We start from the raw sequence: 22,255 nt of genomic DNA on the forward strand, positions 1-22,255 counted from the left end.
GTTGTCCAACAAAATTCCGCACATATGAGAGGGGTTTATAAAACTATGCGCTACGTTATCATAACAGGAACTTCACAAGGTTTAGGTGAGGCAATCGCTACGCAATTATTAGAAAAAAATACAACTGTCATCTCTATTTCTAGAAGAGAAAATCAAGAGCTTACAAAACTTGCAGAGCAATATAACAGCAATTGCATTTTTCATTCCCTAGATCTTCAAGATGTACATAACTTAGAAACTAACTTTAAAGAGATCATTTCATCTATTAAAAAAGACAATGTATCCTCTATTCATTTAATTAATAATGCGGGTACAGTTGCACCTATGAAGCCAATTGAAAAAGCTGAAAGTGAACAATTCATTACGAACGTTCACATTAATTTACTTGCACCTATGATTCTTACATCTACATTTATGAAACATACGAAAGACTGGAAAGTAGATAAACGCGTTATTAACATTTCATCTGGTGCAGGAAAAAACCCTTACTTTGGCTGGGGCGCTTATTGTACAACGAAAGCTGGTGTAAATATGTTTACACAGTGCGTAGCAACTGAAGAAGTGGAAAAAGAATATCCAGTAAAAATCGTCGCTTTTGCACCTGGCGTTGTTGATACAAATATGCAATCACAAATTCGCGAAACAAATAAAGAAGATTTCATAAATTTGGACCGCTTCATTGCATTAAAAGAAGAAGGAAAACTATTATCACCTGAATATGTTGCGAAAGCTATTCGTAACTTACTAGAAACTGAGGACTTCCCTCAAGGCGAGGTTATTAGAATCGATGAATAACAAAAAGGCGTGCTAAAATAGCACGCCTTTTTGTTCTACTTCTCTAAAAATATAAGCACAGACTCCGCAATTTGCTCATAACCAATTTCTTGATAAATTTTATTCGATGTCGGATTCGCTAAATCAGTATATAACGTAGTCGTCTTGTACCCTTCATCTAACATACGTTGACTAAGTGCCGCTACACACTTAGATGCGTATCCCTTTTTCCTTGCTTCTTTCGGCGTATATACAAAATTAACTGTTATATTATTTTTAGTTGGTCTCGTTTTTGCAGCTACAGAAACGAGTTTCCCATCCACTTCCAAACCAAACAGTCGATTTGTAGTTATTAATGTATATGCAGTTTGTTTTGCTTCTTCTTTCGTAGTAGGAAGCTTTACATCTTCACAAAATTGATATATCCACTGTTCTATTAATGGTAATTCATCATTATTTACCGCTCGAAAAAGTCCATTCGCATTACACTTCTTCTTTACTCTGTTCAACTCATACACACCTTGCTCCATTGCAACATTCATTTTCTTATTTTCTAATACCGCAATCTCTTCCGCTAATTTCTGTACAATTTTCTTATTACCGATCAATCCAGGAATATCCGGATATACTTTCGTTAACTCTTTTGCAAGTTCCTCAATAGCTACTCCCGAAATTTCAGAAGTTGCAACAATGATTTGTTTCTTCTCTTCTGTTTGCAGAAATACAACCGCAATTTCTTCTCCTTGTTTCGCTATCCCCATAAATGTTGGTTGTTGGACCATTTGTAATACACCTAATATGAGATTGTTTTCCTGCTCATTCTTTTCTAGAAATGGTGTAACATCTTCTTTAAAATGAAAAATCTCTTCATATACATGTAATTGAATCATCGACAATCTCTTCTCTCTATTTATATTTTAATTAAGTATTGGCGATTAATTCATTAAATCCCTCTTTTACGATTCAATAATATTCAAAGCTAATGTATTCAAAGCATTTTCAGCTTGTAAAATTCTCTGTTTTTCCTTTTCAAATACATCTTCTTCTTTTCGAAATGACTCTTGTCGATTTTTAATCATACGATTCATTTCTTTTTTACTCGGTCCACCGTATACATTTCTTTTTTGAATAAAAGCTTCTGGCGATATAATTTCTTTCCACTCTTTTTCTAATAAATTTATTTTAAAATGTTCTTGCAAGTACATATTTACCTCTTTGAAGTGTAATTCATGTAGTTCTTTTTTCTGCTCCAATGACATATTTGCAATAGCACTTGCTGCATGATGAGCATGCCGAAATGGAATTTCATAGTTTTTTGTTAAAACATCGGCGAAATCCGTTATCGTTATTGCATGTTTATAGGAACGACTTTTTAACGTTTCTTCTTCTACTTTCATCGTTCGGATCACTGCATTCATCATACAAAAAACACGAATTGCCTTTTCAATCCCTTTATATAAATATGGCTGCAAGTCATCTTCCGTATCGACAATATCACCAAATGGTGTATTATGAATCATTTGAAATACTGTAAATGCTTCTCCTAAAGCACTACTTGTAATTGCACGAGCGTGTTCAATTGAAACCGGATTTCGTTTTTGCGGCATAATACTACTGATTTGTACATATGGCTTTGCAACAGTAATACCGTCATATTCTTTCGTTGCTAACAACAAAAAGTCATGAATCCATCTACTCGTATTCGTCATCATTACCATAAGTAGCGAGCTAACTTCTAATAAATAATCCGCTCCAGCAACAGCATCATATGAGTTCTCAATTACATTTGTAAATCCAAGTAGATGAGCAACTCGTTCTCGTTTAATCGGGAAACTTGTTGTAGAGAGTGCAGCTGCCCCCATTGGAGACTGATTTAAAAGCTGGTACGTTTTTTTCATTCGTTCTAAATCTCTTTGCATCGTATCATAAATTGCTAACGTATAATGACCAAATGTTGTTGGCTGTGCTGGTTGTGTATGTGTATAAGCTGGCATGATCGTTTCCTTATGATCAACGGCAAGTTGCAGTACACTTTCTTGCAATAACAAATGATGTTCTATTAATCGTAATACATATCGCCTTAAACTCATGCGATACATCGTTACGCCCATATCATTTCTACTTCTACCAATATGCATATTACTTACAAAATCGCATTTCGCTTCTTGAGAAATTAAATGTTCGACTAAAAAAAAGAGATCTTCATGCTGCTCTGTATAGAGCAATTGCTCTTCTGGAATTCCCTCTACCTTTTTTAATGCGTGTAATATAACTTTAGCTTCTTCCTTTTTCATTAAATTTTCTTCCGTCAGCATCGTAATATGTGCTTTATGCACTTGAAACATATCTTTCAATAAGTAATTTCTTTGAAAATGAAATACATGTTGTAATACACAATCCACATATGTTTTCCCAGGGAAATCAGCGCCTTCACTCTTTATAAACTCTTCTTTACTTTGTTTCATCACCTTTTCCCCTCTCACCTAAGTATTACTACCCATCATACCCAGAGATAGAAAAAAAGTGCTTGTACATAAAAATAAACTCGGTGCTCTCTGCACCGAGTTTATTTAATAAAAGTCGCATCATACTTATCACTTTGCAACACTTGGAAATGTAAGTTTGCTAAATGTTTCCGTATTTCTGCACTATCGTCTTCATTTAAATTATTTGCCAAAAACACAATCTCCGTACAGTTTCCACGTTTATCCATAGCGTAAACTGCTTTTGTAACCGTCCATGGTGTATAACCATTCTTTTGCCCAGCATGTCTAAATGTTTTACGGTATTTCTTGGCACTCATGTCTGTTTCAACGATATTTGCCCACACTTTTTCTTCAGCTTCTGTCAAGCCACCTTTATGGTTTGCCTTTTGAAGTAATACCATATAATCATTTGCAGAAGCTGCTGGTAATCTATCTGACCAAATTTTGTCGTAACGTTCCTCTAAATAAAGCGGAATTTCCTTCTGTAATAATGGTCCCTTCTTCTTTAAGCGTTCATGAATAATCATCGCATATTCACGATATTGCTCTTGAGACATTTCTTTTAACTTTTTCTCTATTTTATATTTTGGAACATGTAATTCTTTATGCAAATATCCCGGGATATACAAAGATGAAACGATTGGAAATAGTGGTTGATGTGCAGGAAGTGATAAACTTTGTAAATTTCGATTGATGTTATCTAATCCTAACAATTCCATTAAGTATTCAGCATTTGCATTCGAACTAAACTTAACCATTCCTTTTGCCACTTCTTCTAAAGAAACCGCTCCTTCAGTTATCTTGCCCGTTTTCTCCAAATACTTTTGCCATCTATCTTGTGCACCACCATCTGTATTCGGCACATAATAGCGATTCACATCATTAATCGACACGAAACTAGAAGAATCAATTTTCCCTTCAGTAACTTGTTTCGTATATTCAAGCGCCACAATTAATTTCATCGTACTAGCAACTGGCAATACAACATTTGGGTTTACAGAATAAACAACTTTATCATTTCTCTTTACTAGAAGCGCACTATTTTTTTCATCTTTATGTTCTTCAATAAAAGATGCAATATACTGTGCATCATCATTATTTGAACTCCACACTTTTTTCACTAAAAAGTTACCCGATATTAGCAAAACAAAAATACCCACAATTACTGCGCATACTATAGTTTTTTTCAAGTAAAATTCCTCTCCTATTGTGTAACTCTTCTCTATTTATCATTTAAAAACAAAATAATGGAGATGGTTATTTACATAACCATCTCCATTATTTTAACTTGTATGCTCCTATTATGTCTACGTCATAAATTTCACAAAATCCTCAAGAAACTTTTTATAATGTAACGACCAACCAATTCGCACCCAATTTTTTAATGCTTTTGCATCAGGTTGAGGCCGAAAATCAGCAATACTCTCTCCTTTTGCAATTCCAGCTGTATCTACATCGACACGACGATATACATAATCTAAAAGGGATGGATTTGCCGCAACCATCATTGTAACGACGTCATGTACTGGACTTCCTTTTATTTTCGGATTTAACTTTCTATAAGCTTTATAATAGTACGTAAATATCGGCTCGATTAACTTATTAAAACTCGTTTTAGAGTGTTTCGTAATATATTTTACCATTTCCGGTGTAATAATTGCTTCAGATGTAACGTTAAGTGGCACTAATGTCACATTTTTGGCATTTTGCATAACTAATTGTGACGCAATGGGATCACCATGAAAATTCGCCTCTGCGACTGGTGTTACATTGCCAGGCATTAAGAAAGCACCGCCCATTATATAATATTCTTTCACATACTTCATCATCGGCTTTTCTAAAATAAATGCTGTCGCTAATGTTGTTGATCTACCAGCATCGACTATTATTAATTCTCCTTTATATTTTTCAAGAAGATCAAAAAATGTACAAAAAGGCTTTATATTTGGTGAAAAAGTTTTTGGAGGTTTAATTGGCCCTAAACCGTCTGTCCCATGAATTTCTGGATAATACGTCGTAATATCTCCGGATAAAGGAATTTTCGCACCATTAATAACAGGTATATCTTCCCGTCCTGCCATTTGCAATAAATATGCGGCATTACTTGTCGCCTTTTCTTGTGTTACATTTCCATATCCCGTTACTACACCAACAATATCAATATCAGGATGCAACAATCCATACATAATTGCTAAAGAGTCATCAATTCCTGGGTCTCCTAAAAATAACACTTTTTTCATCGACCTCAACTCCATCCCCTCAGTTGTTATTAATTTATGAATAACCGTGGATATACAGAATAAAAAAGAACAAATTCATACGAAAAAACGCAGTCTTATAAGGACTACGTTCTTCAGCTAACCTATACTGTTTTTTTTACAGCACTCATACTTCCAATAACATAAGCGATAAACGCAAAACAAATCGGGAAGACAACTGTATGTATACCGAACGGATTTGGATAGAAAAGATGAATACACATATATGAGCCTACCCCAACTAAAATAGACGCAAGCGCTCCTGTAGCATTTCCTTTCCTCCAATATAACCCTAATACGATTGGCCAAATGAATGCTGCTTCTAATCCACCGAAAGAAAATAAATTTAGCCATATTAAAAAATCTGGTGGTTTAATCGCCGCTGCATAAACGAGTAGTCCTACAATACCAGTAATCCACAAACTTCCTTTTTTTATCGTACTGTCTGCTGCATCTTTATTTATGTAATTTACATATATATCTTTAATAATTGACGAGCTTACAAGTAATAATAAAGAGTTTACTGTAGACATAATCGCTGCCATCGGTGCAGCTAAGAAAACTCCAGCTAACCAAGGAGGTAACACTTCCATCGCAAGTAGCGGCATTACTTTATCTGGTACCGTTATACCTGGAAGTACTACTCTTGCAAATACACCAGTTAAATGCATACCGATCATAATTGTGCCAACGACAACGGTTCCAATTATTAAAGCTTGATGCATCGCTTTTGAATTTTTATAAGACATGGCACGCACGCTAATTTGCGGTAAGCCGACAACGCCAATTCCAATTAAAATCCAAAATGATGTAACATATGATTTCGTTAAACTGCCATCTGCTCCGAATGGTGTAATTAACTTTGGATTAATTTGAACAAGTTCCTGCATAATCTTTTCAATTCCACCACCAGCAATGACAGTAGCAATTAAAATGATTGTCGTTCCAACTAACATAATGATTCCTAATAATGTATCTGATAGAGCAACTGCACGAAATCCACCAATTAATACGTACACAAGTACAGAAAAAGTAAATAAAAATAGTGCTGTTGTATACGATAGACCAGTTAGTGACTCGATTAATCGTCCACCACCGACCCACTGGGCTACTGTCGCTGAAAATAAAAAGATAATAATACATAACGCAGAAAGTATAACAACTGCTTTATTATTGTATCTCCCTTTTAAATAATCGATAAGAGTAATTGCTTCCATCTTCCTAGCGATAATTGCAAACTTTTTACCGATAACCGTTAAAACGATATAGCCTGTTACAACTTGAATCGCAGATAACAGTACCCATCCAAGACCCATATTGTAAGCAATACCAGGGCCACCAATAAAGCTACTTGCACTACCGTACGTAGCAATCATTGTCATCGCTAATAATAAACCGCCTAGCTCACGCCCACCAAGAAAATATTCTTGTAAAAATTTATTATGAGCAGTTGCTTGCACACGTCTTGAAGCATATACACCAATTAAAAATACAACGATAAACGAAATTATCATTGGAATGATTACATACCAATTCATCTATTATTCCTCACTTTTTTCTTCCTCATCGAGTGAAATATCTTGAAATACAAAACGAACAACTAAACTAAGTAAAATAACCATAACGATAAATCCAACGATACAGCTATAAAAAAACCATGCGGGAAAACCTAATACATATGTATATTCATTCGGATTTTTACTACCAAGCCCATAAGCAAATCCGTACCATATTATAAAATTAATAATAGCAAGTCCAAGACCAATTAACGCTTCTCTATGGGCTATTCGAAAGCGTGGATCATCATGATAATCTTTCATTTTTACCCCTCCTCTCACGATGTATTATTGTACCATTGTTCTTCTAGTTTTTCCTACTAGAAAGCAAAAACAAGCAGGATTTTTTATAATCATATAGAAGATTCTCTTACATTACATATTTTTTACAATTGTAACACAAATGAAATTTGAATTTTCAGTATTTCTTAATTATGATTTTAATTAGAGGCTTTCCATCTAGTTTCCACATCCTTGATTTCGGAATAAGCGCCGTCTCGTACTGCGTTTACATTATATTTTCAAGGGGGTTATACAATGAGTCAACTAGCTGTAAATCTTCATGAAAAGGTAGAGAAATTTCTTCAAGGTACAAAAAAGTTATATGTGAATGGATCTTTCATTGAAAGCGCTTCCGGTAAAACATTTAAAACACCTAACCCAGCAACTGGTGAAACACTTGCCGTCGTTTCTGAAGCTGGTCGCGAAGATATTCATAAAGCTGTAGTCGCAGCTCGTATGGCTTTTGACGAAGGTCCTTGGTCTCGTATGAGCACCGCTGAGCGAAGCCGTCTCATGTACAAGTTAGCTGATTTAATGGAAGAACATAAAGAAGAGCTTGCACAGCTCGAAACATTAGATAACGGAAAGCCAATCCGTGAAACAATGGCAGCAGACATACCACTTGCAATTGAGCATATGCGCTATTACGCTGGATGGGCTACGAAAATCGTTGGTCAAACAATTCCTGTTTCCGGTGATTACTTTAACTATACACGCCATGAAGCTGTTGGTGTCGTTGGTCAAATTATCCCTTGGAACTTCCCGCTTCTTATGGCAATGTGGAAAATGGGAGCAGCGCTTGCTACAGGATGTACAATCGTTTTAAAACCTGCAGAACAAACTCCACTATCTGCTCTATACTTAGCTGAATTAATTGAAGAAGCTGGATTCCCGAAAGGTGTTATTAATATCGTACCTGGATTCGGTGAATCAGCTGGACAAGCTCTCGTTAATCATCCACTCGTTGATAAAATTGCATTTACCGGTTCTACTCCTGTCGGTAAACAAATTATGCGACAAGCATCCGAAACATTAAAACGCGTTACACTTGAATTAGGCGGTAAATCACCAAATATCATATTGCCAGATGCTGATTTATCTCGCGCGATTCCTGGTGCACTTTCTGGTGTTATGTTTAACCAAGGACAAGTATGCTCTGCTGGATCACGCTTATTTGTTCCGAAGAAAATGTATGATAATGTCATGGCTGATCTCGTCCTCTATTCTAAAAAACTAAATCAAGGTGTCGGTCTTAACCCTGAAACAACAATTGGCCCTCTCGTTTCCGAAGAACAACAAAAACGTGTAATGGGCTACATTGAAAAAGGGATTGAAGAAGGCGCTGAAGTCCTTTGCGGAGGAAGTAATCCATTCAATCAAGGCTACTTCGTTTCTCCTACAGTATTCGCTGACGTAAATGATGAAATGACGATCGCAAAAGAAGAAATTTTCGGTCCAGTTATTTCTGCAATACCATTTAACGATATTGATGAAGTAATTGAACGTGCAAATAAATCACAATTCGGCTTAGCGGCTGGTGTGTGGACAGAAAATGTTAAAACAGCACACTATGTTGCAAGTAAAGTACGTGCAGGTACAGTATGGGTAAACTGTTATAACGTCTTTGATGCAGCATCTCCATTTGGAGGATTTAAACAATCTGGTCTTGGCCGTGAAATGGGATCTTACGCATTAAATAACTATACAGAAGTAAAGAGCGTTTGGCTTAACTTAAATTAATGAGAAAGAACCTGACCTACCTGGTCAGGTTCTGTTCATTATGTATTCCTTTAAACTTGCAGTCCTCCGCTCACATTTAATACTTCACCTGTAATATAAGATGCGTATTCTGATGCTAAAAAGGCTGCTGCGTTCGCAATATCTTCTGGCGTTCCAATTCTACCAACTGGAATAGCGCCAACCATCTTTTCTTTCACTTTATCTGGTATCGTTTTGGTCATATCTGTATCCATAAACCCCGGACAAATCGCATTACAAGTAATACCGAAACTTCCAACTTCTTTCGCTGCTGTTTTCGTTAATCCTACAACTCCTGCCTTTGTAGCCGCATAATTTGCTTGACCTATGTTTCCTTCTCTACTAATTGAAGATATATTAATAATGCGTCCATACCCTTGTTGTCTCATGTAAAGAAGCGCGGGTTGCATACAATAAAAAACTCCAGTTAAGTTCACTTGTAATACTTGTTCCCAAGCAGACTTCTCCATTTTATGTAACATTGCGTCTCTTGTAATTCCAGCATTATTCACCAAAATATGTAATGTACCAAATTTTTGAACCGCATATTCAATTAACGACTTTGCTTCATTTTGATTACTCACATCACATCGATATGAGCACACTTCATATCCTTCATCTGATAACTCACGTGTCGTTTTTTGTAGATTTTCTTCATTTACATCGCTAATTAATACTTTCGCCCCTAGTTTTGCATAAACCCTTGCAATCTCTTTTCCAATTCCCTGTGCAGCTCCTGTTACAACAGCTGTTTTCCCATTTAAAAACTCCATTCCTATCCCCCATTTCTATTACTTATACTGTATATTTCGGCTCCTTGCTTTCCAATTCCTCTTTGTATAAAAAAGTCTATTTGTGTCAAACTAACTTTGCAACGTCGCATAAACGCAAGGAGATTGTGTCGAATGAACAAAAAGAATTTCAAACAAAGCAAAGCAACTGATGGCATTGATGTTGAGTTCTCTCGCGAACTCGCTGACCACAATGACTTAGAAGCAAACGCACGTGCAAATGCCGCTGATGCACGTCAAAAGCGCCAATCAACCGAAAAATAAGGTACATCACAACCTTATTCTTTTCAAAAGGGACCTACTACCCAACAAAATAAACCGAGAGACATCTCTCGGTTTATTTTCTATATTTTTTTGCATAATGAGCCAAAGTAAGCAATGGATATATATGAGCATAACTATGATAACGAATATAAAACCCACCTGGTAAACCTGTTCCAGTAGGATATTTTTCATTTATATAAGAGTTGGAGAGCAAATATGAAATACCTTTTCGAATGACTGGCGTTTCTTTATCATAGTAAGAAATGAGGGCATCTAACGCCCATGCTGTTTGGGATGGTGTACTAAATGGCAAAGTAACAAATCTTTTTTCCACACTACTTTGGCAAGATTCTCCCCAGCCACCATCTTCATGCTGTATATGTTCAAGCCATAAAGCTGCTCGTTTCACTGATGGATCGCTAGATGGTATTCCTAGTGACCGTAAACCAGTCAACACTGCCCACGTACCATATATATAACAAATTCCCCATTTCCCATACCACGATCCATTTTCCTCTTGTACATTCATTAACCAATTTATCGCACTTTGTTTTTGTTTCTCGGGCAATTCATTTTGCGTATACGTTCCGAAAAATTCTAATACTCTTCCTGTAATATCTGGTGTAGAAGGATCTGTAATCATATCACTTGCATTTTCGATTGGTAAATTTGCTAATATATGGCTCGTTACCCCTTTTTCAAAAGCCCCCCAACCACCATCATTATTTTGCAATCCTTTAACCCAATTAACCGCTCGCTTCCAAGCAGTGTCTACATTTTCGTTCCCTCTACTTCGCGCCAATGCTCTTAACGCAGCAGTTGTATCATCAACATCTGGAATCGTCGTATTCACATCCGAAAAGCCCCAACCACCCGGGAAGAGATCCGGTGCATGTACACTCCAATCTACTTTCTTCGTTTGCTGTTTTCTTAGTAAATATGCTGATGCATTGTGAATCACTTTACTTGCTTTCGGAACTTGAGCTTCTTGCAAAGCATAACTGAGTAAAGCTGTATCCCATACAGTTGATGGAGAGTTTTGCAAATGGCTCCCTCTCTCCATCTTCCATATATAAGATGTGATTCCCGTTATAGCTTTTTGAATAATTGGTGATTGAATAGAATGTCCTAATGCAAGTAAAGCATAAATCATATAAAACGAGGCAGTTGCGTAGCTATATAATGTTCCATTTTCATCAATACGCTCTTTCATAAAACGTTCTACTTCCTCATATCCTTTATGATGCAAAGAAAGTGGATACGTTATAATTTTCTTCACGTCACTTACTAACGTTTGAAAAACTGGAGACCGATCCTCCCGAAACCATTCTCCCCCCCCGCCTGCAATGTGATTTAAATTTGGCAATAACTTTTTCCCTACTCGAAATCTTTTATTTAAACACAACATCATCGGAATTAAATGAATACGTGCTGAGCTACTCAGTTCAAAAATACTGAGAGGGGAATCATTCTGCAGAAACATAATTGGTGTTGGCAAATGAAAGAGAGAAGGATATTCATATTCTCCATGAATCGCTAATAAAAACTTCGTCATAAAATGAGCACGCGCTACCCCACCGCGCTCATTTATAAACATTTCCGCTCGCTTCATATTCACATCTTCTTTTGTATATTTTTCCGATGCAAGTAAGGCAGCATAAGATTGAATTGTAGCAGATAAATTACCACCCACTTCATCTTCATACAATTTCCATGTTCCTTCATTTGTTTGGAGTGATGCTAATCTTTTTACAAACGGTTCTATCTCTTTATCTTTACCTAATAATTTTAATAAAAAAATCATATGACAATCTGTTAGTGGCGTTCCTTCAAAACAAAACCGCCACGTACCATCTTGCCGTTGCATTGTTTGAAGTGCAGTTGTTCTTCTCGCTATTTCTTCATGCACTTTTTCATATAATAACAAGTTGCTCACCCACCCTTTCGAAATCCGTATAACGATATTCAAAAAGGTAGCTGAATATGTATAAAAACAAAGAAAAGCAGAACATATAAAATGTTCTGCTCATAAACAATACCCTACTCCGACAATAATCCCTAATAAAGCACCGACTACTACTTCATACGGTGTATGCCCAACAAGTTCATTTAACTTCTTATATTCTGTTTCTCTACCGTGAAAAAAATCATTCAATATTTTTGCTTGTTTACTTACTGCAAGCCTTACTCCTGAAGCATCATACATAACAATAATGGCAAAAATTGTAGCAACCGCAAACATCGAGCTTTCCACACCTTCCACTACTCCAACTCCTGTAGCAAGCGCTGTAACTGTTGAAGCATGAGAACTTGGCATCCCACCTGAAGCAAAAAACTTTGCAAAATCAAATTCACCTGTTTTAACTAATTTGAAGACTACTTTCGTTAATTGTGCTAAAAACCATGAAATTACAGCTGCCATAAGCGGATCATTATGTAAAATTGTTTCCATGTTCTCAGCTCCTTACTGACTATAATGGAAATTCTATATAATATAAGTATAAAGAAAAATGCGTAGAAAATACTACGCATTATGATACTTTTGCTGATTTATTTTTTATAAATTTCGGTTGTTTCTGCACTAAAAACTTAGTCTTCGCTACCGAGAATACAAATAATGCAACCCATATACAGAAAAATGCAATCATATGAGTAGATGTGAAATGTTCACCAAATACGAATACACCTAAAATTAAGCTAATTGTTGGTGCAATATATTGTAAAAAACCTACCATATAAAGCGGAATAAGTTGGGCTCCTTTTGCAAAATAAAAAAGTGGTAGAGCTGTAACAATACCTGCTCCTATTAATAGTAATGTCGATAACATTGAAATAGATCCAAATGAGCCGAAACCATGGGCGCCTGTCATAACAAGGTAAATGATTGCAAGCGGTGTCACTAACATCGTTTCCATCGTAAGTCCAATTGTAGCATCATAGTTTAACAGTTTTTTCGTTAATCCGTATAATCCAAATGAAAAGGCAAGTGAAAGAGAAACCCACGGAATAGATCCGAAACGCACTGTTAAAATGATAACCCCCACTCCAGCTAAACCAACTGCAACATATTGCCAGAAGTTTAACTTTTCCTTTAAAACGACTGTACCAAGTAAAATACTAATAAGCGGATTAATATAATAGCCAAGACTCGCTTCAATAACATGATTATGATTAACGGCCCATATGTAAACAAACCAGTTTCCGCTAATCAAGACTGAAGCTATTGTTAATGACATTAATAATTTAGGTCGTTTAAAAAGATTCACAAATTCCCCAATAAACTGACGAAACCTCTTCGTAACACCTAATACGAGTAACATAAAAACAAATGCCCAAACGATGCGGTGTGCTAATATTTCATCTGCTGGAACTTCCTCAACCCATTTCCAATAAATCGGTAGGATTCCCCACATCGTGTAAGCACCAGCCGCGTATAGTATCCCTTTTTTTTGCTCTGCTGATTGACTCCCCATCTTCCTTTTTCTCCTCTTCTCATTTTTTCTCCATTATACGGTCTCACATGCTCACTTTACCAATAATCAATCTGCATTTCTTTCGACATTTCTCATACAACGAATAATAAACATACCGTTATTACAACAAGTAACGGTATGCCGAAAACAAATTTCTTTTTATGAGTTTTATGATGAAACATATACATGCCGATCCAAGCTCCAACTGCTCCTCCAGCTGCCGCCGATAAAAACAACGTACTTTCTGGCGTTCTCCACTGTTTCTTCTTTGCTTTTCGTTTATCAAGCCCCATAAGGCTAAAAGCTATAACGTTAATAATAAGAAAATAAATCCATTTCATCGCTTTCTCTCCTTATGAAAAATTCGATTAATAGTAACACGAAAAAACGACGGAAACAACTGAAGAACTCTTTTTATCCAACTAGTTTCATTCCTTTTTCTTAATTAGTTACCTTCATATTTACATAACCAACTAAAATCGCAGTTAAAGCATTTAATATAGAAAAATGTTATGAGTAGAATCTTATATTTCATTACATTCATCCACTACCATATCATCAAAAAAATTGCTCTCAATCACTTTCTCATCAAAACGAAGAACTACAATTAGCCCTACATATAAAGAAACAAAATTTAGAAACCATTCCCCATTCTCATCTTTCTTAGCTAAGCATTTAAATATCTCTTGAAATTGCACCCGCTCGTCTGCAGCAACAATGGGACGTACACCAAAATATTTCAATACAAGATTCAGCTTCAGCTGTACGGATAATGATAAAATATATTTTAATAGCTTCGTATACTCTGCACTATCTTTTTGACTATACAACTTCACAAGCTTTGGATGTAAATTCGAAATCGATAATTCCTCGTCAGTCACTCTAGTTACTTCTATCGTTTCAATCATCTTTTTCATATCCATCACATTCACCCCTTCTGAAAAAATTCTAAAGCCAAAGAGTACTTAATTCAAAATGTACAACAATTGTGCGTTTCTCGTCTCTCGTTCTTCCTCACTGACTAAATCATACTTTTTTAGGAGGTGAAAAACATCATTTAATAATTTCTGTGAATGAATACCTTGCAAAAAACTCTTTAACTCTTTAAAGATCCCTTCAGGTAAAAAATTCTTTTGACTTTCAAGCTTATTCATCACATCTTCAATAGAATGATCAATGTTACATGCCATACTAAACTTCCCCCTCTATCCTCTATAAATAATATCCTCAGCTAACGATGTAAACACTTCTCCAACAAGAGAATCTTCATCATATACAGATGAACCATTATTTTCTTCACGTTTCGCAAAAGGTATTTTGGCAATTACTTCTGTTTGCAATTGTTCTGCAAGCATTTCACCGCCGCCTTTTCCGAAGAGATAATTTTTCGATCCATCTTGTTCTTCATAATAAGCCATATTTTCCACAATACCTAAAATCTCATGCTTCGTATGTTTTGCCATTACACCAACTCTTGAAGCAACGAATGAAGCTATATTGTGCGGAGTTGTAACAATTATTTCTTTCGCTTGCGGAATCATCGCTGCAACATCAATCGCAACATCTCCTGTACCTGGTGGTAAATCAAGTAATAAATAATCTAATTCTCCCCAGTGCGTATTCGCAAGGAAATTTTGAATCCATTTATTTAGCATCGGTCCGCGCCACATCACTGGGTTATTTCCTTCTGTAAAGAATCCCATCGACATGATTTTAACACCGTGACTAATGACTGGAATTGCCGTTTGATCAATCATCGTTGGTTTCTTATTCGTTTCCATCATAGCTGGAATACTAAAACCATATATATCTGCATCTAATATCCCCACTTTTTTGCCCATACGAGCTAGTGCAGTTGCAAGATTAATTGTCACCGTTGATTTTCCAACTCCGCCTTTTCCGCTCGTTACAGTAATAAAACGTACTCCTGAATCCGGGCGAAGCATGCTCGGCATACCAGTTTCTGTTCTAGTATTTCGCTTTAACTTCTCTGTTAAAGCTGCACGTTCTTCTTGTGTCATAGAACCAAATGTTACCTCCACTTTAGAGGCACCAATTGCGTGAAGCGATTCTTCAATATCTTGTTGAATTTTTGCTTTTAACGGACAACCTTGGATTGTTAGTACTACTTCAAGTTTAACCTCTGTTCCGTTCATTTGTATATTTCTAACCATATTTAATTCTACAACACTTTTGTGTAACTCTGGATCCTCTACATGTTTTAATGCATTCATTATTTGTTCTTGAGTAAGCATAGAACTCATCCCTTCTCTTATTCTAATTTATATACAACATTTTCTTGGCACTTCATCTGGTGAAAAAGCTTATTATCCCCCGCTAACGGGTGGGATTAATGCGACTATATCTCCGGCTTTTATCATCTCTTCATTCATTACAAACTCTTCATTAACAGCCACCATCACTTTATCCAGCGATTGTAAACAATAGCTGGCTTTGAGCCATTCTTTTAATTGCTGCACTGTCATTTCTTGCTTTTCTGAAATTACTAATCGATCCGATCCAACTTCCTCACGCAAATTTGCAAACAGTAAAATTGTAATCATTTTCTCATTCTTCCTTCTTTGGTTTTCCTTCTGGATAAGGTGTGTTTTCAAGTTGATCTCCAACCCACATCGTTCCATCTTCCCAAAATTCTTTTTTCCAAATTGGAACGATTCGTTTTATACGTTCAATCGCGTACTCATTCGCTTCATAAGCTACTTTACGATGCGGTGATGAAACTGCAATGACTACCGCAATATCCATTATTTCTAGTCGCCCTACACGGTGCGTAATTGCTACTTTTGCATCCAGCCATCTTTCACTAATTTCTTCACCAATTCTCATAAGTTGTTTTACTGCCATCGGTTTATATGCTTCATACTCTAAATGTAGCGTTCGTTTTCCTTTTGTTAATTCTCTCACCGTACCAATAAATGTTGTAATCGCACCTGCTTCCCTTCTTGCGACTTTATTCGTTACTTCTTCAACTAAAATCGGTTTATCTACAATCTCAAATAGCACTTGTCCCATTAAAACCACCTCTCACTTTATGAAATGTCCAAGGCCATTCACTACCTTCGTTATCTTCTAATAAAAGAACATCGACAAACATATCTTTTTTATATCCTCTTGTCCCGCCCGGCAATACGATAAACGCGTTGGATTCTGCCAATGAAGAAACTGAGCTAGATTTATCAAACCCTGATGGATAAGCGATTAATTTCCCCTCATCATATTGCAATTTTGCTCGTACAAATCTTGTAAATGGATTCGGTTTTAGAAAATCTTCTCCTAATAACGCTTTTTCTCTTTTTAAATGTACTTTTTCACTAAACATATACGTCCGAATACACGGTCTTACGAATAATTCAAACCCTACGTAACAAGCTGATGGATTCCCTGATAAACCAAATAATAACTTGCCATTTAATTGTGCTACAGTCGTAACACTTCCTGGTCGCATTGCAACTTTATTAAAAAGAACAGATGCACCTAACTTTTCGTAAATAGCTGGTAAATAATCATAATCTCCTACTGATACACCGCCCGTTGTAATTAACATATCTACTTGGCCAAGCGCTTCTTTCACAGCTGTAAAACACGTATTAAAATCATCACTAAACTTCCCAAAATATTTTACTCTTCCGCCCGCTCTTCGAATTTGAGACAATATCATGTACGTATTACTGTTTCGGATTTTCCCTGGCTGTAATGAATCATTGACATCCAGTAATTCACTCCCAGTCGCTAACAGTCCAATTACAGGCTTTCTCGCAACTGGTACTTCACTATAACCGAATGTAGCAAGAAGAGCTGAAATACCTGGATTAATGTACGATCCCTTCTTTGCAAGAACTGTTCCTTTACGAGCATCTTCACCTTGAAAAGAAATATTGTCGCCCGTTTTGAATGATCGCTTCACTTCCATATAATTGTTGCCATTCTTCTCATATTGACGAGTCAGCTCTAACATAACAACCGCATCACACCCATTCGGAATTTGTGCTCCTGTCATAATTCGAACTGCTTGAAATGGACCTACTTTCTCATGGAATAGCGATCCTGCACCAATTTCACCCACTACTTCAAATACAATTGGCGTTTCATAACTTGCTAAATTAGTATCTTCTGCTCGAATAGCAAATCCGTCATACGGCGAACGATTAAATGACGGTACATCATGGTCAGCTACTAAATCCTCTGCTAATATACGTCCATAAGCTAATTCAATTGGTAATAGCTCCTTTAAGCCCTTATCAGCAAATCCCATCACTTTACGAACAGCTTCTTCAACCGTAATTGGCACTCTTCTTTCCATTGTTGACACCCTCTCTATTAACCGAATACGCGATAATATAGTTGTTTCGCTTTCGAAATATCATTTGTACCATGAATAAAAACACGACCATCCCGAAAAAAAACGATGCGGTAATCATCGAATTGGCAAGATAGTAAATACGGATTCCGATCTACTTTTCCCAGTTTTTTTAATACTTTTTCTATATCATCAAAATTGTATTTCCTATTGTCTACTGTTCTAATTTGAACTGTATTTCTTCCGCATAAAACAGCTGCTTTCGTTTGATTTTCGTATGATAAATAAGGATAAGTTCGATTCAAACCGCATGAGAGACAAGCGTCTGTTTTTATTTTCCCTAATTTTATAAAATGATTTTGATTACTCCATATATCAAACATGAAAAATGTTTTTCTAATTGCTGAGAAATCTTCCACTAAAATTTTGAGCGCTTCTGCCACTTGATATGCTGCGACGATTTGAACAGTCGGGCTAATAATCCCAGCAGTATCACACGTCACACCTGTAACAGGGATATTTTTCAGCATACAATGTAAACACGGTGTCTCTTGCGGAATAATTATATAACTCATACCATATGATCCAACGCAAGAACCATATACCCACGGAATATTATGTTTTTGTGATAAATCATTTATTACAAATCGAATATCAAAATTATCTGTTGCATCAATGATTACATCTACATTTTTTAATAGACCTTCCATATTTTCTGAAGTTGCATCCATTACGAAAGCATGTATTTGTACTTCCGAATTAATTTGTTCTAGCCGATTTTTTGCAGCAATTGCTTTCGGCATTTTCTCTCTCGCATCTTGTTCAGAGTACAATTGTTGCCTTTGTAAATTACTCCATTCAACGTAGTCACGATCGATAATCGTCAACTTACCAACACCTGCACGTACGAAACTTTCGGCACTTGCACTTCCTAATGCGCCTGCCCCTACAATTAACACATGTTTATTTCGAATTTTTTCTTGTCCTTTACTCCCAATTGGTTTGAACAACTGTTGTCGTGAATACCGATCAGCCATTACATACCCTTCCTCTCAAGAACTCTATTTCATATTAGAATGTTGTTTCTGATAACAAGCAAAGTAAGCAAAACCAACAAACCCAGCTCCTCCAATTACATTTCCGATAAAAACAGGAACAAAATTTTTAGCCAGATCCATCCACGTTAGATGACCAGCAAAAATAACAGCGGAAATGACAAACATATTTGCTACTACTTGCTGAAATCCAATCACTACAAATGCCATAATTGGAATCCAAATTCCGATGATTTTCCCGACAAAATCACTCGTCCCGTAAGCGAGCCAAAGAGCAAGACAAACGAGCCAATTACAACCAATTGCTAAAATTAAAGTTCTCCCAAATGATTCATGTAACTTCCCTTCCGCTATCGCTACCGTTTTATTTAAATACTCTCCCTCTGTTAATCCGCCAAGATGTCCAAAGCAATACGCAACGAAAATTGCCCCAATAAAGTTCATGAGAGTAATCCAAACCCAGTTATTCAGTACACTTATTAATGTAATTTTCTTTGCATAAAGCGCCATAGACAGTGACATCATATTTCCCGTAATTAATTCTCCTCCTGCTAATACTACGAGCATGAGTCCAACAGGAAATACTGCTCCTCCTAAAACATTCACTAGACTTCCCCAGCGCTCAGGTAAATTCCCTAAAACTCGAATGTTAAGTAAAAAACCTATCGCAATAAACGCTCCTCCTAAAAAACCGAGAATAAGCATCGCTGGCAATGTCTGTCTTACTTTTTGAACACCGGCCTCAATTACAAGCTCAGCAATTTGTTCCGGCTTATGAAATGCCATTACCCATTCCTCCATTTTCTCCAAATAAAAAAGCAGCTTCAAAAAACCTCCTCAAAATAAAGGTTTTTGAATGCTGCTTAATTTCTCTGCACATCTTTTACAGAGATATCAATCATCACTTTTACTATAAAATAGAAAATCCACAACTCTTGTAAATTTTCCATTTTTCACTATGACGCTAGCTTTATATATTAACCACCGATATGTGACATTTCAATTTTAGGTATTGTTTTCTTATTTGTATGATTTAAGCGTTCATCTGAATAACGATCTTCCCTATTATTCCATATATCGCGTACTACATCTGTAATGTCCTCATCTGTATGTTCAGAACGAAGCAATTCTCTTAAATCATTTCCTTTAGAAGCAAATAAGCAAGTATATAATTTTCCTTCTGCAGAAATACGAGCTCTCGTACATGATGAGCAAAAAGAATCTGTTACTGATGAAATAATACCTATTTCCTCATCGCTTCCTATATAACGATACCTAGTAGCCACTTCACCAGAATAATTTGCTTCTATCCGTTCTAACGGCATAACTTGATGAATCGTATCTACTATTTCTTGTTTAGAGACGACCTCTTTTAAATCCCAACCATTATAATTTCCAACATCCATATACTCAATAAAACGAAGAATATGCTTATTTTCCTTAAAATATTGCGCCATCTGCAAAATGTCCTGTTCGTTTTTTCCCTTTTGAACGACCATGTTTATTTTAATTTTCATTCCAACTTCAGCTGCAGCCTGTATTCCTTCCAGAACCCTTTGCACTTTGCTCCTATTACCATTTAAATAGAAAAACCGCTCTTCTTCTAAGGAATCTAAGCTAACTGTTACACGTGATAGTCCCGCCTTATATAAATCAGGAGCAAACTTTTTAAGTAACGATCCATTGGTTGTTAAACCGATATCTTCTACACCATCAATTTTATTAAGGCGCTCAATAAGCTTTGGAAGCCCTCTTCGAAGTAACGGTTCTCCGCCTGTAATCCGTAATTTTCTCACACCTAAAGAAACGAAAATACGTGTTATCCTTTCAATTTCATCAAAAGATAAAATTTTATCATTAGACAAAAACGAGTAATCAGGACCAAATATTTCTTCTGGCATACAATATCGGCAGCGAAAATTACAGCGATCAGTAACTGAAATACGTAAATCCTTTAACGGACGTTGCAACTTGTCTAATGTAACTGATTTCATCTTCATTGCCTCACTTTTATTTTATATTTAAAACACGTTCTGGATGGGTATATACATTTAAGGAGTGATTACGAATAAATCCTATTGTCGTAATACCTAAATCTTCCGCTAGTTGCAAAGCTAACTCAGTTGGAGCTGATTTTGATAGTATAATTTCACAACCGATTTTTGCAACTTTCAATAATATTTCCGAAGAAATACGACCACTAAAAACAATGATTTTATCTTTTATAGAAATATCGTTTCTTAAACAATAACCGTAAATTTTGTCTAGTGCATTATGCCTACCAATATCCATTCGGCTTAAAATAATACCATTAACATCACATAAAGCTGCATTATGAACCCCACCAGTACGATGAAACGTATCCGCAGATTGCTGCATTTCTTTCATTAACCGAAAACAATCATCGGCAGCAACCTGTACATGGACACCCCTCATTTTTTTTGCACTTAGTGCATCATTTGCAAAAACAAACCCTTGCCTACTCATACCACAACAAGACGTAATATAGCGTTTATTTTGCATTTGTTCATAATACGGATTTACTTTTGTCGTTGTTACATGCACAAATCCTTCTTTCTCCTGCACCCATACACTATCAATGTCTTCATACTTCCGAATGATTCCTTCAGACGCTAAGAAGCCTATTACCATATCTTCTATATATTCTGGAGTACTAACCATTGTAACAAACTCCTGTCCGTTCATTTTAATGGTGACAGGAAACTCTGTTACAATGCTGTCCTCTATATGTTTAAATGCTCCTTGTTCATAACGAAAGATTTCTCTTTCTACCTGTATCGGTTTCACGATCAGTATCCTTCTCTCACGTTATATTTTTATCAAAAACAAATACAGAAACTGCAATATCTTCTTCTACTTTCATATCTGAAAACAAATTCACTAATTTCGCTCCAACAAGTTCCTCCAAATGTTCACGGGAATTCGCAGCATACACTTCTTGAATCATTTTCGTTCTAGCCATATGAACCATTTCCGCACCGTCCATCGTACTTGAAATAAATTTTTCAGTAGGTGTTAAGTTTCCATAAAGAGTCGCTATAGCCATATTTTCCGCAAAAACAGTATGAATTCGTTCTGGTCCTTTTCCGAAAAGTTCCTTTCGAAGTTTTCGTATCATATCATTAAATTCATGTACTTTTTTTGACATACAATTATACCTCCCAAAAGCCTCATTTTACTCTATTATATATTTTACCAAAATGAGCCTTCCGCCCAAAC

25 protein-coding genes are annotated in these 22,255 nt (G+C 36.1%); 3 read left to right on the forward strand and 22 right to left on the reverse strand.

Going from position 1 to position 22,255, the window contains the following annotated elements; all coding sequences use genetic code 11:
• Nucleotides 1–45 precede the first annotated feature (45 nt).
• Entirely contained in the window at nt 46–795 is a 750-nt protein-coding gene (locus C3Y97_RS17985) for a (S)-benzoin forming benzil reductase (protein WP_001271070.1), read from the forward strand.
• 35 nt (nt 796–830) lie between these two features.
• Here the strand turns inward: C3Y97_RS17985 and C3Y97_RS17990 are convergent, their stop codons facing one another.
• From C3Y97_RS17990 to C3Y97_RS18015, 6 genes are all read right to left on the reverse strand, one after another.
• Entirely contained in the window at nt 831–1,664 is an 834-nt protein-coding gene (locus C3Y97_RS17990; RefSeq protein ID WP_000615384.1) for a GNAT family N-acetyltransferase, read from the reverse strand.
• A 66-nt stretch (nt 1,665–1,730) separates the two neighbouring features.
• Complete coding sequence (argH, locus tag C3Y97_RS17995) at nt 1,731–3,239, reverse strand: argininosuccinate lyase (protein WP_000813988.1); 1,509 nt, start codon at nt 3,237–3,239, stop codon at nt 1,731–1,733.
• A gap of 101 nt (nt 3,240–3,340) precedes the next feature.
• Nucleotides 3,341–4,450, reverse strand: a complete 1,110-nt coding sequence (locus C3Y97_RS18000) for a serine hydrolase (RefSeq protein ID WP_000751366.1) — start codon at nt 4,448–4,450, stop codon at nt 3,341–3,343.
• A gap of 117 nt (nt 4,451–4,567) precedes the next feature.
• Nucleotides 4,568–5,500, reverse strand: coding sequence for a nucleoside hydrolase (locus C3Y97_RS18005; protein ID WP_000756458.1), 933 nt, complete (start codon nt 5,498–5,500; stop codon nt 4,568–4,570).
• Between the two features lie 122 nt (nt 5,501–5,622).
• On the reverse strand, nt 5,623–7,056 hold the full coding sequence (panF, locus tag C3Y97_RS18010) for a sodium/pantothenate symporter (RefSeq protein ID WP_001104820.1): 1,434 nt from the start codon (nt 7,054–7,056) through the stop codon (nt 5,623–5,625).
• 3 nt (nt 7,057–7,059) lie between these two features.
• Nucleotides 7,060–7,338: a YhdT family protein gene (locus C3Y97_RS18015; RefSeq protein WP_000656239.1), complete on the reverse strand. Its 279-nt coding sequence runs from the start codon at nt 7,336–7,338 to the stop codon at nt 7,060–7,062.
• A 273-nt stretch (nt 7,339–7,611) separates the two neighbouring features.
• On the opposite strand from C3Y97_RS18015, the gene dhaS reads away from it, so the two are divergent.
• A complete protein-coding gene (dhaS, locus tag C3Y97_RS18020) occupies nt 7,612–9,096 on the forward strand; it encodes an aldehyde dehydrogenase DhaS (protein WP_000080282.1) in 1,485 nt (494 codons plus the stop codon).
• A gap of 50 nt (nt 9,097–9,146) precedes the next feature.
• Here the strand turns inward: dhaS and fabG are convergent, their stop codons facing one another.
• Entirely contained in the window at nt 9,147–9,887 is a 741-nt protein-coding gene (gene fabG, locus C3Y97_RS18025) for a 3-oxoacyl-ACP reductase FabG (RefSeq protein ID WP_000395038.1), read from the reverse strand.
• A 132-nt stretch (nt 9,888–10,019) separates the two neighbouring features.
• On the opposite strand from fabG, the gene C3Y97_RS18030 reads away from it, so the two are divergent.
• Entirely contained in the window at nt 10,020–10,169 is a 150-nt protein-coding gene (locus C3Y97_RS18030; protein WP_001035815.1) for a YfhD family protein, read from the forward strand.
• A gap of 73 nt (nt 10,170–10,242) precedes the next feature.
• On the opposite strand, the gene C3Y97_RS18035 is transcribed toward C3Y97_RS18030, so the two are convergent.
• The 15 genes from C3Y97_RS18035 to C3Y97_RS18105 form a co-directional block, all read right to left on the reverse strand.
• Nucleotides 10,243–12,096: a terpene cyclase/mutase family protein gene (locus tag C3Y97_RS18035; RefSeq protein ID WP_136363593.1), complete on the reverse strand. Its 1,854-nt coding sequence runs from the start codon at nt 12,094–12,096 to the stop codon at nt 10,243–10,245.
• 99 nt (nt 12,097–12,195) lie between these two features.
• Nucleotides 12,196–12,621, reverse strand: a complete 426-nt coding sequence (locus C3Y97_RS18040; protein WP_000447820.1) for a divergent PAP2 family protein — start codon at nt 12,619–12,621, stop codon at nt 12,196–12,198.
• A 79-nt stretch (nt 12,622–12,700) separates the two neighbouring features.
• The gene (rarD, locus tag C3Y97_RS18045; protein WP_000535539.1) at nt 12,701–13,642 is read right to left on the reverse strand and encodes an EamA family transporter RarD; all 942 of its coding nucleotides are present in this window, start codon (nt 13,640–13,642) and stop codon (nt 12,701–12,703) included.
• 92 nt (nt 13,643–13,734) lie between these two features.
• Entirely contained in the window at nt 13,735–13,983 is a 249-nt protein-coding gene (locus C3Y97_RS18050; RefSeq protein ID WP_000871349.1) for a DUF1294 domain-containing protein, read from the reverse strand.
• A 183-nt stretch (nt 13,984–14,166) separates the two neighbouring features.
• Nucleotides 14,167–14,565, reverse strand: a complete 399-nt coding sequence (locus tag C3Y97_RS18055; RefSeq protein WP_000367300.1) for a hypothetical protein — start codon at nt 14,563–14,565, stop codon at nt 14,167–14,169.
• 42 nt (nt 14,566–14,607) lie between these two features.
• Nucleotides 14,608–14,832 carry a hypothetical protein gene (locus C3Y97_RS18060; protein ID WP_000752375.1) on the reverse strand — a complete coding sequence of 75 codons (225 nt, stop codon included), beginning with the start codon at nt 14,830–14,832 and terminating at the stop codon, nt 14,608–14,610.
• 15 nt (nt 14,833–14,847) lie between these two features.
• Nucleotides 14,848–15,897, reverse strand: a complete 1,050-nt coding sequence (locus tag C3Y97_RS18065; RefSeq protein ID WP_000957508.1) for a P-loop NTPase — start codon at nt 15,895–15,897, stop codon at nt 14,848–14,850.
• A gap of 72 nt (nt 15,898–15,969) precedes the next feature.
• Entirely contained in the window at nt 15,970–16,206 is a 237-nt protein-coding gene (moaD, locus tag C3Y97_RS18070) for a molybdopterin converting factor subunit 1 (RefSeq protein WP_000628500.1), read from the reverse strand.
• Between the two features lie 4 nt (nt 16,207–16,210).
• Nucleotides 16,211–16,675 (reverse strand): molybdopterin synthase catalytic subunit MoaE, encoded by a 465-nt coding sequence (moaE, locus tag C3Y97_RS18075; RefSeq protein WP_000531881.1) that lies wholly within the window; start codon nt 16,673–16,675, stop codon nt 16,211–16,213.
• The gene (locus C3Y97_RS18080) at nt 16,656–17,963 is read right to left on the reverse strand and encodes a molybdopterin molybdotransferase MoeA (RefSeq protein ID WP_000442200.1); all 1,308 of its coding nucleotides are present in this window, start codon (nt 17,961–17,963) and stop codon (nt 16,656–16,658) included. The genes moaE and C3Y97_RS18080 overlap by 20 nt, the downstream gene beginning before the upstream one ends.
• 17 nt (nt 17,964–17,980) lie before the next feature.
• Nucleotides 17,981–18,997 (reverse strand): molybdopterin-synthase adenylyltransferase MoeB, encoded by a 1,017-nt coding sequence (locus C3Y97_RS18085; RefSeq protein WP_000785259.1) that lies wholly within the window; start codon nt 18,995–18,997, stop codon nt 17,981–17,983.
• Nucleotides 18,998–19,021: 24 nt separating this feature from the next.
• The gene (locus C3Y97_RS18090; RefSeq protein ID WP_000863998.1) at nt 19,022–19,801 is read right to left on the reverse strand and encodes a formate channel; all 780 of its coding nucleotides are present in this window, start codon (nt 19,799–19,801) and stop codon (nt 19,022–19,024) included.
• Between the two features lie 191 nt (nt 19,802–19,992).
• The gene (moaA, locus tag C3Y97_RS18095) at nt 19,993–21,009 is read right to left on the reverse strand and encodes a GTP 3',8-cyclase MoaA (RefSeq protein WP_000844124.1); all 1,017 of its coding nucleotides are present in this window, start codon (nt 21,007–21,009) and stop codon (nt 19,993–19,995) included.
• A 16-nt stretch (nt 21,010–21,025) separates the two neighbouring features.
• A complete protein-coding gene (fdhD, locus tag C3Y97_RS18100; RefSeq protein ID WP_000802690.1) occupies nt 21,026–21,823 on the reverse strand; it encodes a formate dehydrogenase accessory sulfurtransferase FdhD in 798 nt (265 codons plus the stop codon).
• 16 nt (nt 21,824–21,839) lie between these two features.
• Nucleotides 21,840–22,184 carry a Na-translocating system protein MpsC family protein gene (locus C3Y97_RS18105; RefSeq protein WP_000039582.1) on the reverse strand — a complete coding sequence of 115 codons (345 nt, stop codon included), beginning with the start codon at nt 22,182–22,184 and terminating at the stop codon, nt 21,840–21,842.
• Between the last annotated feature and the right edge of the window lie 71 nt (nt 22,185–22,255).

It is taken from the genome of Bacillus sp. DU-106 (genome assembly GCF_004799705.1).
Taxonomy (GTDB): Bacteria; Bacillota; Bacilli; order Bacillales; family Bacillaceae_G; genus Bacillus_A; species Bacillus_A cereus.